We start from the raw sequence: 12547 nt of genomic DNA, 5'->3' as shown, positions 1-12547 counted from the left end.
GCCGAAGCTGGCGCGCTTTCCCGATGTCGTGCGGCTGGAATACGCGCTGCTGAGCAGCGGCCTGCAGCTGGGGCGCGGCGAGATGAACTGGCAGCGTAGCCGCGGCGACTACCGCATCGTCACCACGGTCAAGCCGCTGATCGGCCCGACGCTGCGCTACGAGGTGCACGGCGAGCTTGGCCGCAACGGCCTGCAGCCGCAACGCTTCAGCGCCAGCCGCAACGAGCAGCCGCGCGAATACGCGCAGTTTGACTGGGCCGCCGGCGTGCTTAACTACGGCGACAAGGAGGCGAAACAGGCGCCGCTGCAGCCGGGGGCGCTGGACTGGTTGAGCCTCGCGTTTGAGCTGGGCTTGCGCGGCGAGCAGCCGGGCGCGGCAACGCGGCAGGTGACCACCGGCAAGAAGGTGTACCAGTTTGCGCTGCAGCTGGCCGGTGAAACGGATTTCGAGGCGGGAGGCGGCACGCTGCGTGCAGTGGTGCTGCGCGCCCGCAACGACAAGGATTTGATCGAGTTCTGGCTGGCGCCGGACTTTGCCAATCTGCCCATCCGCATCATGCGGGTGGATAACGACAAGCGCTTTGAATTGCGCGCGACACTGATTGAATTTAACGGTGCGGTAGTGTGGACACCACCGCCACCCCAAAGGCCCAATAAAGATGAAAATTAACCTGCAGCAATTCAACCAGATCGAACAGGTGCTGTTCGCGATGGTGAAGTTCGACCGCCCGGCCGATGCCGTGCTCACCGCTCACTTCCGTGCCAACAGCAAGCTGGGCGCCACCGATCGCCACCTGATTGCGGAAACCGCCTTCGCCTGCCTGCGCCATCTGGAAACGCTGCGCGCGCTGTGCGGCCAACGTGCCAACACCCGCAAGCTGGCGCTGGCCACGCTGGTGCGTATCGGCGGTGCCAACCTGCGCGAGCTGGACGGCATCATCAAGGAAACCGAGCGTGAATGGCTGTCGTCGCTGAAAGGCGCGCCGCTGCCGGAAGAACTGACCGCGCGTGCGGCGCTGCCGCAGTGGGTGCTGGACATGCTGCCGCCGCTGGCGGAAGAAGAAGTGGTGGCGCTGGGCAAGGGCCTGGCCTCTGCCGCGCCGCTGGATATCCGCGTCAACACCCTCAAGCTCAAGCGTGACGACGCGCTGGTGCAGCTGCAGGATTCCGGCGTCGCCTGCGAGGCGACACCGTACTCGCCGATCGGCATCCGCCTGAAGGGCAAGCCGTCGCTGGCCAAGCACCCGCTGTTTGTCGGCGGCGCCATCGAGGTGCAGGACGAGGGCAGCCAGCTGCTGGGCCTGCTCACCGGCGCCCGCCGTGGCGAAATGGTGGTCGATTTCTGCGCCGGCGCCGGCGGCAAGACCCTGCTGCTGGGCGCGCAGATGGCCTCCACCGGCCGCCTGTACGCGTTCGATGTGTCGGAAAAACGCCTCGCCAACTTCAAGCCGCGCATGGCGCGTTCCGGTCTGTCCAACGTCAACACCACGCTGATCGCGCACGAGAACGACACCAAGGTGAAGCGTCTGGCCGGCAAGGCCGACCGCGTGCTGGTCGATGCGCCGTGCTCCGGCCTCGGTACCCTGCGCCGCAACCCGGACCTCAAGTACCGCCAGAGTGCGGACAGCGTGGCCGAGCTCAACGCCAAGCAGCAGTCTATCCTCGCCTCCGCCGCGCGGCTGGTGAAGGCCGGCGGCCGGCTGGTGTACGCCACCTGCAGCCTGCTGCCGCAGGAAAACCAGGCCATCGTCGAAGCCTTCCTCGCCGCCCATCCGGCGTTCGAGCTGGTGCCGGCCAACCAGGTGCTGGCCGAGCAGAAGATCGCGCTGGATACCGGCGACTATCTGGCGCTGCGTCCGCACCAGCACAATACCGACGGCTTCTTTGCCGCGGTATTGCAGCGCAAGGCCGGGGTGGCGGATGCCGCACTTGAGCCGGAAGCCGAAGCGGGTCTACAATAACCCATTGATTTAGTCGGGTATGCGCCCGGCGCGACCACTTGAAAAAGGAATACCATGTCGATCCAGGACACCATCCGTCAGACCGTGACCGAAAACCCTGTCGTGCTTTTCATGAAGGGCTCGGCGCAGTTCCCGCAGTGCGGCTTTTCCGGCCGTGCGGTACAGATCCTCAAGGCTTGTGGCGTGAACAACTTCGTCACCGTTGACGTGCTGGCCGATGCGGAAATCCGTCAGGGCATCAAGGACTACGCCAGCTGGCCGACCATTCCGCAGCTGTATGTCAACGGCGAGTTCCTCGGCGGCTCCGACATCATGTACGAGATGTACCAGTCCGGCGAACTGCAGGAAGTGCTGAAAGACCTGGCCAACTAAGCCGCGTCTGCTACGCTCCGACAGCCCGTGTGCCTCGCGCCACGGGCTGTTTTGTTTGGACGGGCGGCAGTGAGGGCCGCGTGCAGCGGGGCGTTTGAAATGATTGTATAATGTCGCCCCATACCTCACGCCTGCACCGCCTGGTGCAGCCGGTTTTATCGATTACCGAAAGCGGTTTGCCGGAACCTGGTTCCGGGGCCGCTTTTTGCCAAGGTTTGGGATCCCCATGAACATTACCGTCGTCAATCATCCCCTGGTGCAGCACAAGCTCGGCCTGCTGCGCGAGGGCGACATCAGCACCATGAAATTCCGCCTGCTGACCCAGGAGCTGGCGCGCCTGCTGGCTTATGAAGCCACCCGCGATTTCGAACTGGAAACCGTCACCATCAACGGCTGGTGCGGCCCGATGGAAGTGCAGCAGATCAAGGGTAAGAAAGTGACCGTGGTGCCGATCCTGCGCGCCGGCATCGGCATGCTGGACGGCGTGCTCGATCTGGTGCCGTCGGCCAAGATCAGCGTGGTCGGCCTCGCCCGCAACGAGGAAACGCTGGAGCCGGTGTCCTACTTCGAGAAATTCGTCGGCAACCTGGACGAGCGCATCGCGATGATCATCGACCCGATGCTGGCCACCGGCGGCTCGCTGATCGCCACCATCGACCTGCTCAAGCGCAACGGCTGCAAGCACATCAAGGCGGTGGTGATGGTGGCGGCGCCGGAAGGGGTGAAGGCGGTCAACGACGCCCATCCGGACGTGCAGATCGTGGCCGCGTCGCTGGACAGCCACCTCAACGAGCACGGCTACATCATTCCGGGTCTGGGTGATGCCGGAGACAAGATCTTCGGTACCAAACACGCCTGATGACCCGGCGCCGCCTGCCTGAGCCGGCGGTGGCGCCACGGTTGCGGCCAACCTTGTGCGGGGGAATGTCGATGCAGCACAACGCCTATCAACTGCTGGAACATGATTTTCTGCTGCGCTTCCCGCACGCTCTGCAGGACGAGGCGTGGCTGGCGCTGGGAAAGAAGCACCGCGGCATCGACCGCGTGCTGCAACTGTGCCGCGACGGCCTGAGCGAGCCGCTGCTGCGCGCTGCCATCGACAGCGGCAATACGGCGGCGGTGATTGATTGCTGCCGCCAGATCGTCAGCCGCTGCAGCACGGTCAGCACCTTCGAGCGCATGGCGTTTCGCAACTACCTGGCGTTCAGCGACGTGCACCGGCCGTTCGTGGCGGCGCTGTATGCGCTGCTGTACCGTTTTGACGAAGCCAGCTTTGCCGATTTTGTCGAGGTACTGCAGCTGTGCCGCCACGACGGCAAGGCCAATGCCGCCAAGTGGCCGCTGGTGAGCTGCTTCCTCGCCTACAGCGATCCGCAGCAGCACGTCTGCATCAAGCCGACCACCATCAAAAGGTTGGCCGCACGGCTGGACGTCGACATTGCTTACCGGCCGTTGCCCAATTACGACACCTACTGCCGGGTGCAGGCGATGGTGCAGCAGTTCCGCGCGCACAGCACGCTGGCGGCGGGGCAGGACAACATCATCGCCCAGGCGATCATGTATTGCGCGGCGGCCTGAGGCGCCGGCCGCGCGGCGCACGATTTCAACAACAATAAGGAAAACACAGCATGTTTCAACAACTGAAGACGGCGGTATCTGGTGCCCAGATCCTGTTCGTCGCTTTCGGCGCGCTGGTGCTGGTGCCGCTCTTGACCGGTCTCAATCCGGCGATGGCGCTGCTGGGCGCCGGTGTCGGCACGCTGGTGTTCCAGCTGTGCACCGGCCGCCAGGTGCCGATCTTCCTCGGCTCCTCGTTCGCCTTCATCGGCCCCATCATCTACTCGATGCAGACCTGGGGGCAGGGCGCCACCATGTTCGGCCTGTTCTGCGCCGGTTTCATGTACTTCGTGTTCGCCGCCATCGTGCGCTGGCGCGGCATGGCGATGGTCAATCGCCTGCTGCCGCCGGTGGTGATCGGGCCGGTGATCATGATCATCGGCCTGTCGGTGGCCAGCGCCGCGTCGAACATGGCGATGGGCCGTGCCGGCGGTAACCAGATCATGCCGTACGAGACCTCGCTGCTGCTGGCGGCGGTATCGCTGGCCACCACCATCGTGGTGTCGATCTTCGCGCGCGGCATGTTCAAGCTGGTGCCGATCCTGGCCGGCGTCACCGTCGGCTACATCGTGGCCGCCTTCATCGGCGTGGTGGATTTCGACAAGCTGGCCAATGCGCCGTGGTTCGTGGTGCCGGCCTTCGGCAGCATGGAAGTGAACTGGGCGGCGGCGTTGTTCATGCTGCCGGTGGCGATCGCCCCGTCGATCGAGCATATCGGCGGCGTGATGGCGATCGGCGGTGTGACCGGCAAGGACTACACCAAGACCCCGGGCCTGCATCGCACCCTGGCCGGCGACGGCCTCGGCGTGTGCATCGCCGGCGCCATCGGCGGGCCGCCTGTGACGACTTACGCCGAGGTGACCGGCGCGGTGATGATCACCCGCAACTTCAACCCGGTGGTGATGACGTGGGCGGCGGTGTTCGCCATTTGCATGGCCTTCTTCGGCAAGTTCAACGCGCTGTTGCAGTCGATCCCGATGCCGGTAATGGGCGGCATCATGGTGCTGCTGTTCGGCACCATCGCTTCCATCGGTCTGAAGACGCTGATCGAGGCCAAGGTCGACCTGATGGAGCCGCGCAACCTGGTGATCATCTCGGTGGTGCTGACCTCCGGCATCGGCGGGCTGGAGCTGACCTTCGGCTCGTTCAGCCTGGTCGGTGTCGGCCTGTGCTCGGTGCTGGCCATCGTGCTGAACCTGATCCTGCCGCAGCAGGCGGCCAGCCACGACGGCATCGTCGAAGGCCAGGACGTGTAGAGGCTGTAACAGCCAGGGTTGGCCGCAGCCTGCGGCCAACCTTGCTCGTGTGATGCGCCGCGGGGGAGTGCCGCCGCGTGTCGCCATGAAAAAACCCGCCAGCAGTGGCGGGTTTTTTTTGCGGCCGCGCGGATCAGGCCTCGGCGTTGTCGTCCAGCACGATGCGCACGCGCAGGCCGGGCGCGTCCTGTTCGGCAATCGCCAGCAGGCGGTCGATATTGGGATGCTTGCCGGGGTGGGCACGGGCGTCGTCGGTGTGTTCGGCGTACAGCGCCAGGCCTTCGCGCGCCGCCGCCTTGTCGATGTGGCCGAAACGTTTTACCAGCGCGTGATAGACGCGCACCGAGCCGGCGGTGCCCGGCTTGTTGTCGAGGCGTTGCAGCGGTTCGCCGGCGGCATCCAGCAGCATCAGCGCGGCAATGCCGTCGATGGTGGGCAGGGTGGCGAGAATGTCGGCAAATTTCATGATGATCAAAGCTCCGTGGGCAAGATGTTTCGTAGAATGGAATCAGACCCTTCCTTCATTACCCGAGTTTACCTGACATGACGCGCCGCAAAATCCTGCTGTCCCTGTTTTTGCTGTTGCCGCTGCTGGCGGCCGGCTACTGGTGGTGGCGTCCGGCGGCGGTGGCGGTGGTGACGCTTGAGGCGCAGGACGTGGTGCGCAGCGTGGTGACCAGTGGCCGCGTCGAGGCCAGCCGCCAGAGCCGGCTTGGCGCCACCATAGGCGGCCGGGTGGTGGCGACACCGGTGGCCAAGGGTCAGGCGGTGACCGCCGGCACCGTGCTGCTGCAGCTGGAGCCGGAAGAGCTGCTGGCGCAATTGCAGCAAACCCGTGCCCAGCTGGAGGATGCCGGCCAGCAGCAGGCCGATGCCGAGCGCCAGTTGCAGCGCCAGCTGGCGCTGTTCCGCCAGGGCTTTGTCAGCCAGGCGGCGCTGGATGGCCTGCAGCGCAGCCGCGATCAGGCACGCTTGCGGGTGGCGCAACTGCAGGCGCAGCTGGCGCAGTATCAGGCGCGGCTGGCGCAGGCGCAGATCCGCGCGCCGGCCGACGGCGTGCTGCTGGAGCGCGAGGTGGAGGTCGGCGACCTGCTCACCGCCGGCAGCGCCAAACTCAGCTTTGCCACCGCCGGCCCGAAACACGTGCTGCTGGATGTCGATGAACGCCAGCTGGCGCAACTGGCCAGCGGCCAGCCGGCGCTGATCGCGGCCGACGCCTTTCCTGCGCGGCGGGTGGCCGGCAAGGTTGGCCGCATCGCGGCGCAGGTGGATAACGACCGCGGCACCTTGGAGGTGGAGGTGCTGCTGGGCGAGGACGGCAGCTTTTTGCTGCCGGGGATGACGGTGTCGGCGGAGATCGAGACCGCGCGCTTGCGCCAGGTGCTGCTGCTGCCGGCCGAGGCGGTGAAGCGTGGCCAGGTGGCACTGGTGCGGGACGGCCGCCTGCAGCTGCGGCCGGTGCAGGCCAGCGCGGTGGTGGAGGGCAAGGTGCAGATCCTGCAGGGGTTGCGCGCCGGCATGGCGGTGGTTACCCCCTTCCCGTTGCTGGCGGCCGGCAGCCGCGTACGCATCGTGGAGGCGGCGCCATGAACTTCGTGTGGACGGTGGCGTGGCGGCTGCTGCGCGAGGGTCGCTTCCAGACCGCGCTGATCCTGGCTGGGGTCAGCATCGGTGTCGGTGTCATCGTCTACATCACCGCCATCGTCAGCGGCCTGCAGGCCAACATCATCGACCGCACGCTGTCGACCCAGGCACACGTGGTGCTGCGTCCGGCCGACATCGTCAACCAGGCGCCGTTGACGGTACCGGGCAGCGTCAAGCTGGCCGACATCGCCAAGCGCACGCAGCGCGAGAACACCATCGCCAACTGGAGCGGCATCGTGGCACGGATGCGCGGCACGCCCAATGTCAGTGCGGTGGCGGCAATGGCCAGCGGTCCCGGGGTCGCGCAGCAGGGCGGCGTGCGCAAGTCTATCGTGCTGATGGGGGTCGAGCTTGACGACTACAGCCAGGTGGTACGGCTGGACAACAAGCTGCAAGCCGGACGCCTGCTGCTGCCGACCGGCACCGCGCTGATCGGTAAGGAGCTGGCGGCGGATCTGGGCTTGCAGCCGGGCGGACGCCTGCGCTTGCAGACCGCGACCGGCGGCAGTCAGAGCATGACGGTGGGGGCGATTCTCGATTTCGGCCTCAAGGATCTCAACAAGCGCTGGGTGCTGTTGCCGCTGCGCGAGGCGCAGAACCTGCTTGGCTTCCAGCGCGATGTCACCGAAATCTACATCAAGAGCGAGCGCCTGTTCGAGGCGGAAAGCCTTGCGGCCAACCTGGCGCTGAGTACCGGCCTGACCGCGGACAGCTGGCAGTCCAGTAACGGTCAGCTGGTGACGGCGCTGAAAAGCCAGAGCGCCTCCAGCCTGATGATCCGCGTGTTCGTCACCTTTGCCGTGGCGCTGGGCATCGCCAGCGTGCTGGTGGTGACGGTGGTGCAGCGCCAGCGCGAGATCGGCATCCTGCGCGCGATGGGCACGCCGGCGTCGCGCATCCTGGCGGTGTTCCTGCTGCAGGGCGGCCTCGTCGGCCTGTTCGGCTCGTTGTTCGGCTCCGTGCTGGGGGCGGCGATGGCGGAGGGCATCAGCCGGCTGGCGTTGACCGAGGACGGTAGCCCGCTGTTTCCAGTGGTGCTGGACAGCGAGCTGTTCATCACCACCGCACTGATTGCGACCCTGGTCGGGGTGCTGGCGGCACTGCTGCCGGCGCTGCGCGCGGCCAGGCTGGACCCGGTGGTGGCGATCCGTGGCTGAAATCATGACGCTGGAAGGGGTGAAGAAAAGCTACGGTGGCGGCAAGTCGCCGCTGGTCGAGGTGCTGCACGGCATCGACTTGCAGCTGGTGGAAGGCGAGTTTGCCGCGCTGCTGGGGCCGTCCGGCTCCGGCAAGTCGACGCTGCTCAACATCATCGGGCTGCTGGAGACACCGACCGCCGGCGAGCTGCGCATTGCTGATACTGCCACCGCCAGCCTCGACGACGCGGCGCGCACCGCCTTGCGCAATCGCTATCTGGGGTTCGTGTTCCAGTTCCACCATCTGTTGCCGGCATTCTCGGCGCTGGAGAACGTGATGATGCCGCTGTTCGCCGGCCAGGGGCGGGTCACGCCGCAGGACCGACAGCGCGCCGCGATGCTGTTACAGCGCGTCGGGCTGGCCGAGCATGCCGCCAAGCAGCCGGTACAGCTATCGGGTGGGCAGCAGCAGCGCGTCGCCATCGTGCGGGCGCTTATGAATCGTCCGCGGCTGGTGCTGGCCGATGAACCGACCGGCAACCTCGACACCCAGACGGCGAACGAGGTGTTTGCGCTGCTGCATGAACTCAATCGCGAGGATGGCACCACCTTCCTGATCGTCACCCACGACCAGCGGCTGGCCGATGGCTGTCCGCGCCAGATCCGGCTGCTGGACGGCCGGCTGCAGCCGGACGGACTCGTCAGTCCAGCGCCTTCAGCCAGTGGCCGCTGATGGTGGCGAACATGGTCGGCACGTGCGCCACTGGGCCGGACAGGTTGAAGGTGTTGCTGTCGCTCATGAAATGGCCGTTCAGCGACAGCAGGTATTGCATGGCTGGGCCAAACAGCGTGCGTTCGGCTTCCTGGTGGCGCGACACGTTCATCTGCATCGCCACGTGCTGGCCGGAAAGGTGGAATTGCCCCTGATAGCGCGAGGTGGCATCGGTGCCCTGCAGCGAATGGTTGTCGATTACCCACTGGCCATCGCTGTGCTGACCGTCGCTGGTGGATACCGTGACGTGATAGATACCGTTGATCATGGTGCGTCTCCTTCGAGGGGAAGATCTGCTGTCTGCCGGCAGGCAGCTACCTGTTTCAACTTAGACCACAAATCACGACAGATAAATCTGGATGCGGCCACCAGCCCGCCGATGCGGCGGCAAAACAAAGCGGGCAGCCACTGGCTGCCCGCTTCGGGTGTATCTGTGCACCGCTTCAGCGCAGGCAGTAAGCCAGCACCAGCCCGGCAAAGATCACCGCACCGACGCGGTTGTTGTCGAGAAAGGCCTTGAAGCACAGCGCGCGGTCGCGGTGGCGGATGTCCAGATACTGGCGCCCGATCAGCAGCACCGACAGCAGCAGCGACAGGTAGTACGGCCAGCCGAGGTCGAGGCTGTGGCCAATGCCGGTCATCAGCGCGATGAAGGCGGCGTGGCACAGCATCACCGCGCGCACGTCGTGAGCGCCAAAGGTGATCGCCGAGGTCTTGATGCCGATCTTCAGGTCGTCCGGCTTGTCGGTCATCGCGTAGGCGGTGTCGTAGCCGATGGTCCACAGCGCCTTGGCCAGGAACAGTAGCCATGCCAGCAGCGGTACGTCGCCGGTCACCGCGGCAAAGGCCATCGGGATGCCGAAGCCGAAGGCCAAGCCGAGATAGGCCTGCGGCAGCGGGAAGAAACGCTTGGTAAACGGATAGCTGGCGGCGAGGAACACTGCCGGCAGCGACAGCAACAGGGTCAGCCGGTTCAGCGGCAGGATCAAGAGCAGGCTGAGCAGGGCCAGCAGCGCGGCCAGCAGCAGCGCTTCCTTGCTGCTCACCGCGCCGCGGGCGAACGGCCGCTGTTTGGTGCGCGCCACATGCATGTCGATGTGGCGGTCGGCGAAGTCGTTGATCACGCAGCCGGCCGAGCGCATCAAGAAGGTGCCGAGCGTGAAGATCAGCAGCAGCTGCCAGTCCGGCTGGCCGGCGGAGGCGATCCACAGCGCCCACAGCGTCGGCCACAGCAGCAGCAGGGTGCCGATCGGCTTGTCGATACGCATCAGCTGGCCGTAGACCGTCAGCCGCTCCTTGATAAAGTCCATGCTCATCACAGCAATTGCTCCAGTTCCGGCAAGAAGATTTCACAAACCAGCAGGCGTTGCCCGTCCAGCTCGAAGCGGCAGCGGCGGGCCAGGTAGCGGCTTCTGGCGTGGGGGTCGTGTGCCTGTGCCAGTGCAAACAGCGGGTGTCCTGCGTGCAGCTCGGCAAAGCTCAGCTCGCCGCGCCGCAGTTGCGGCAGGTCGCCAAACAGCGTCAGCCCCAGCGAACGGCTGCCGCGCTCCAGGATCGGTCGCCACACCGGGCATTCAGGCAGACACACGCTGCGCGCCACCACCACCGGCTTGCCGGCCAGCGTCAGGCAAACGTGTCTGGCATGCAATTGGCTATCTGGGGTAAGCTCGAACAGGGCGGTTTCGTCGGCATGAATCGCGTCGCTGCCTTGCTGCAGCACGCTGACGGCGAAGTCGTGGCCGCTTGCCATCAGGTAGTTGGTGAGCGAACCGCTGACGGTGATGCACTCTGCCAGCAGCGGTGAAGTTGGCGGCAACTGGGCCGACCAGTCAGAAAAAGGCGTCATGCGGCGCATTATGCCAAAACCCGTCCGATCCCGCCGCTGTTGCGTGCGGCCAACCTTGTGACCCCTGTGAGTTGTCGATGATCGAAACCTTCCTGTGGCTGCTGGGCTACCAGTTTGCCGGCGAGTTGCTGGCGCGCAGCCTCGGCTGGCCCATCCCCGGCGCCGTGCTCGGCATGCTGTTCCTGTTCCTGACGCTGTGTGTGCGCAAGGGCATTCCCGACACGCTGCGCCACAACGTGCCGCGGCTGATGACGCACATGTCGCTGCTGTTCATCCCCGCCGGTGCCGGCATCCTCGCCTTCTGGCCGCTGCTGGCCGAGCGGCCGCTGGCGATGGCGGCGGTGCTGCTGCTGTCGACGCTGTCGACGCTGCTGATCAGCGCGCTGACGTTGACGCTGCTGCTGCGCCGTCAGCAAGGCAGAAAGGCCAAGCCATGACGCCGACACTATATGAGTGGTTGCGCCAGTCGCCGCTGACCGGCATCTTCCTGACGCTGCTGGCCTACCGTGTCGCGCTGAGTGTCAGCCGCCGCTATCACGGCCATCCGCTGGCCAACACGGTGCTTGTCGGTGCCGGGCTGCTGATCGTCAGCCTGCTGGCACTGGGACTGAGTTTCGACGAGTATTTCCGTGGCGCCAGCTTTATCCAGTTCCTGCTCGGGCCGATCACCGTCGCGCTGGCGATTCCGCTGTACAACAATCTGGCGCGCCTCAAGCGCAGCGCCTTCGCCATCCTGTGCAGCATCGTGGTCGGCAGTGTCGCCGGCGTGGGCAGCGCGGTGCTGATTGCCGTCGCCTTCGACATGCCGCCACAGATCGTGCTCAGCCTGGCGCCGCGCTCGGCCACCACGCCGATCGCGATCGGCGTGGCCGAGGCCATCGGCGGCATCCCCACCCTGGCGGCCGCCTTTGTCATCGTGACCGGCATCATCGGTGCGGTGTTGGCCAAGCCGCTGCTGACGCTATTACGCATGAACGATGACGTGGTGCTGGGTGTCGCCACCGGCATCGCCGCACACGGCATCGGCACCGCCCGCGTCTTCCAGATTTCGGAAACTGCCGGCGCCTTTGCCGGTCTGGCAATGGGGCTGACCGGTTTTGTCACGGCGGTGGTGGCACCATTGTTGGTGCATTTCTTGCTGTCGTAATACACATGGCACAGCATATGGCAGCCAAACAATAAGACTAAGGAATGATATGGATCTCATCTTGTGGCGTCATGCCGAAGCCGAGGAAGGCTCTGACGACATGCAGCGCGCGCTGACCCGCCGTGGCCAGAAGCAGGCGAGCGCGATGGCAACATGGTTGCGCAAGCAGCTGCCCGACGATTTTGCGCTGCTCGCCTCCGAGGCGCTGCGCTCGCAGCAAACCGCGGCACTGTTTGCCAAGAGTTATGAAGTTGTGCCGGCGCTGAACCCGGATGCCTCGGTCGAGCAGGTGCTGACGGCCATCGACTGGCCGCGTAGTGGCAAGACCATCGTGCTGGTCGGTCATCAGCCCTACATCGGGCGTCTCGCCGCCACGCTGATGAGCGAACAGCCATTGCTGTGGAGCGTCAAGAAAGGTGCCATCTGGTGGCTCAGCCATCGCGAACGCCACGGCATCGAGCAAATTCGTCTCAAGGCGATGATGACACCGGCGATGCTGGGTATCGATTAATACGAATATTGCGCTTTATTCTCATGCCCAAGGTTGGCCGCAAGCACTGCGGCCAACCTTTTTCATTTTTCTTTATGGTAGGCTGGCTGTGGAATCAAGGACTTGCCGCTTTGGTGTCGGAAATTGTGTTTGCGGGTGTTGACGCGGCTGGCCGGCTTCGCTATAGTTCGCCTCCTCAGCTGACGCCGCAAACGAAACGCGACGCAGCACTGCTCTTTAACAGAACGAATAACCGATAGGTGTAAGTGTCTGGCTTAGCCAAATACTTGCACTGTCAAGATTCAA

General features: G+C 65.1%; 16 protein-coding genes. 12 read left to right on the top strand and 4 right to left on the bottom strand.

Annotation, left to right across the window (positions count from 1 at the left end; genetic code table 11):
• The 6 genes from ACG97_RS16475 to ACG97_RS16450 all read left to right on the top strand — a co-directional run.
• A partial coding sequence (locus ACG97_RS16475; protein WP_047968472.1) for a DUF3108 domain-containing protein occupies window positions 1–670 on the top strand: 670 nt, incomplete at its 5' end.
• Entirely contained in the window at window positions 666–1961 is a 1296-nt protein-coding gene (locus ACG97_RS16470; protein WP_369793050.1) for an RsmB/NOP family class I SAM-dependent RNA methyltransferase, read from the top strand. The genes ACG97_RS16475 and ACG97_RS16470, both read left to right, overlap by 5 nt.
• Before the next feature lie 54 nt (window positions 1962–2015).
• Window positions 2016–2333: a Grx4 family monothiol glutaredoxin gene (gene grxD, locus ACG97_RS16465; protein WP_047968470.1), complete on the top strand. Its 318-nt coding sequence runs from the start codon at window positions 2016–2018 to the stop codon at window positions 2331–2333.
• 226 nt (window positions 2334–2559) lie between these two features.
• Window positions 2560–3192 carry a uracil phosphoribosyltransferase gene (upp, locus tag ACG97_RS16460; protein WP_047968469.1) on the top strand — a complete coding sequence of 211 codons (633 nt, stop codon included), beginning with the start codon at window positions 2560–2562 and terminating at the stop codon, window positions 3190–3192.
• A gap of 71 nt (window positions 3193–3263) precedes the next feature.
• Window positions 3264–3911, top strand: coding sequence for a hypothetical protein (locus ACG97_RS16455; protein ID WP_047968475.1), 648 nt, complete (start codon window positions 3264–3266; stop codon window positions 3909–3911).
• Between the two features lie 50 nt (window positions 3912–3961).
• Entirely contained in the window at window positions 3962–5206 is a 1245-nt protein-coding gene (locus tag ACG97_RS16450; protein WP_047968468.1) for a uracil-xanthine permease family protein, read from the top strand.
• Window positions 5207–5339: 133 nt separating this feature from the next.
• On the opposite strand, the gene ACG97_RS16445 is transcribed toward ACG97_RS16450, so the two are convergent.
• Window positions 5340–5672, bottom strand: coding sequence for a DUF2322 family protein (locus ACG97_RS16445; protein ID WP_082133844.1), 333 nt, complete (start codon window positions 5670–5672; stop codon window positions 5340–5342).
• A gap of 77 nt (window positions 5673–5749) precedes the next feature.
• Between ACG97_RS16445 and ACG97_RS16440 the strand changes: the two genes are divergently transcribed.
• The 3 genes from ACG97_RS16440 to ACG97_RS16430 are packed head-to-tail and all read left to right on the top strand — an operon-like array spanning window position 5750 to window position 8719.
• Window positions 5750–6796 (top strand): efflux RND transporter periplasmic adaptor subunit, encoded by a 1047-nt coding sequence (locus tag ACG97_RS16440; RefSeq protein WP_047968467.1) that lies wholly within the window; start codon window positions 5750–5752, stop codon window positions 6794–6796.
• A complete protein-coding gene (locus ACG97_RS16435) occupies window positions 6793–8007 on the top strand; it encodes an FtsX-like permease family protein (RefSeq protein ID WP_047968466.1) in 1215 nt (404 codons plus the stop codon). Before ACG97_RS16440 ends, ACG97_RS16435 begins: the two co-directional genes overlap by 4 nt.
• Window positions 8000–8719 carry an ABC transporter ATP-binding protein gene (locus tag ACG97_RS16430; protein WP_202902808.1) on the top strand — a complete coding sequence of 240 codons (720 nt, stop codon included), beginning with the start codon at window positions 8000–8002 and terminating at the stop codon, window positions 8717–8719. The genes ACG97_RS16435 and ACG97_RS16430 overlap by 8 nt, the downstream gene beginning before the upstream one ends.
• Here ACG97_RS16430 and ACG97_RS16425 read toward each other — a convergent pair.
• From ACG97_RS16425 to ACG97_RS16415, 3 genes are all read right to left on the bottom strand, one after another.
• A complete protein-coding gene (locus tag ACG97_RS16425; RefSeq protein ID WP_047968465.1) occupies window positions 8688–9026 on the bottom strand; it encodes a GrlR family regulatory protein in 339 nt (112 codons plus the stop codon). The two genes, ACG97_RS16430 and ACG97_RS16425, sit on opposite strands and share 32 nt — an antisense overlap.
• Window positions 9027–9201: 175 nt before the next feature.
• Window positions 9202–10074, bottom strand: a complete 873-nt coding sequence (gene ubiA, locus ACG97_RS16420) for a 4-hydroxybenzoate octaprenyltransferase (RefSeq protein WP_047968464.1) — start codon at window positions 10072–10074, stop codon at window positions 9202–9204.
• Window positions 10074–10604, bottom strand: coding sequence for a chorismate lyase (locus ACG97_RS16415; RefSeq protein ID WP_238377381.1), 531 nt, complete (start codon window positions 10602–10604; stop codon window positions 10074–10076). Before ACG97_RS16415 ends, ubiA begins: the two co-directional genes overlap by 1 nt.
• Window positions 10605–10681: 77 nt before the next feature.
• Between ACG97_RS16415 and ACG97_RS16410 the strand changes: the two genes are divergently transcribed.
• The 3 genes from ACG97_RS16410 to ACG97_RS16400 are packed head-to-tail and all read left to right on the top strand — an operon-like array spanning window position 10682 to window position 12262.
• Window positions 10682–11041: a CidA/LrgA family protein gene (locus ACG97_RS16410; protein WP_047968462.1), complete on the top strand. Its 360-nt coding sequence runs from the start codon at window positions 10682–10684 to the stop codon at window positions 11039–11041.
• The gene (locus ACG97_RS16405; protein ID WP_047968461.1) at window positions 11038–11751 is read left to right on the top strand and encodes an LrgB family protein; all 714 of its coding nucleotides are present in this window, start codon (window positions 11038–11040) and stop codon (window positions 11749–11751) included. The genes ACG97_RS16410 and ACG97_RS16405 overlap by 4 nt, the downstream gene beginning before the upstream one ends.
• A 49-nt stretch (window positions 11752–11800) precedes the next feature.
• Window positions 11801–12262, top strand: a complete 462-nt coding sequence (locus ACG97_RS16400; protein WP_047968460.1) for a histidine phosphatase family protein — start codon at window positions 11801–11803, stop codon at window positions 12260–12262.
• The last annotated feature ends 285 nt before the right edge of the window (window positions 12263–12547 follow it).

The organism is Vogesella sp. EB (assembly GCF_001037925.1).
Taxonomy (GTDB): domain Bacteria; phylum Pseudomonadota; class Gammaproteobacteria; order Burkholderiales; family Chromobacteriaceae; genus Vogesella; species Vogesella indigofera.
This window is presented reverse-complemented; position numbering and strand designations above follow the sequence as displayed.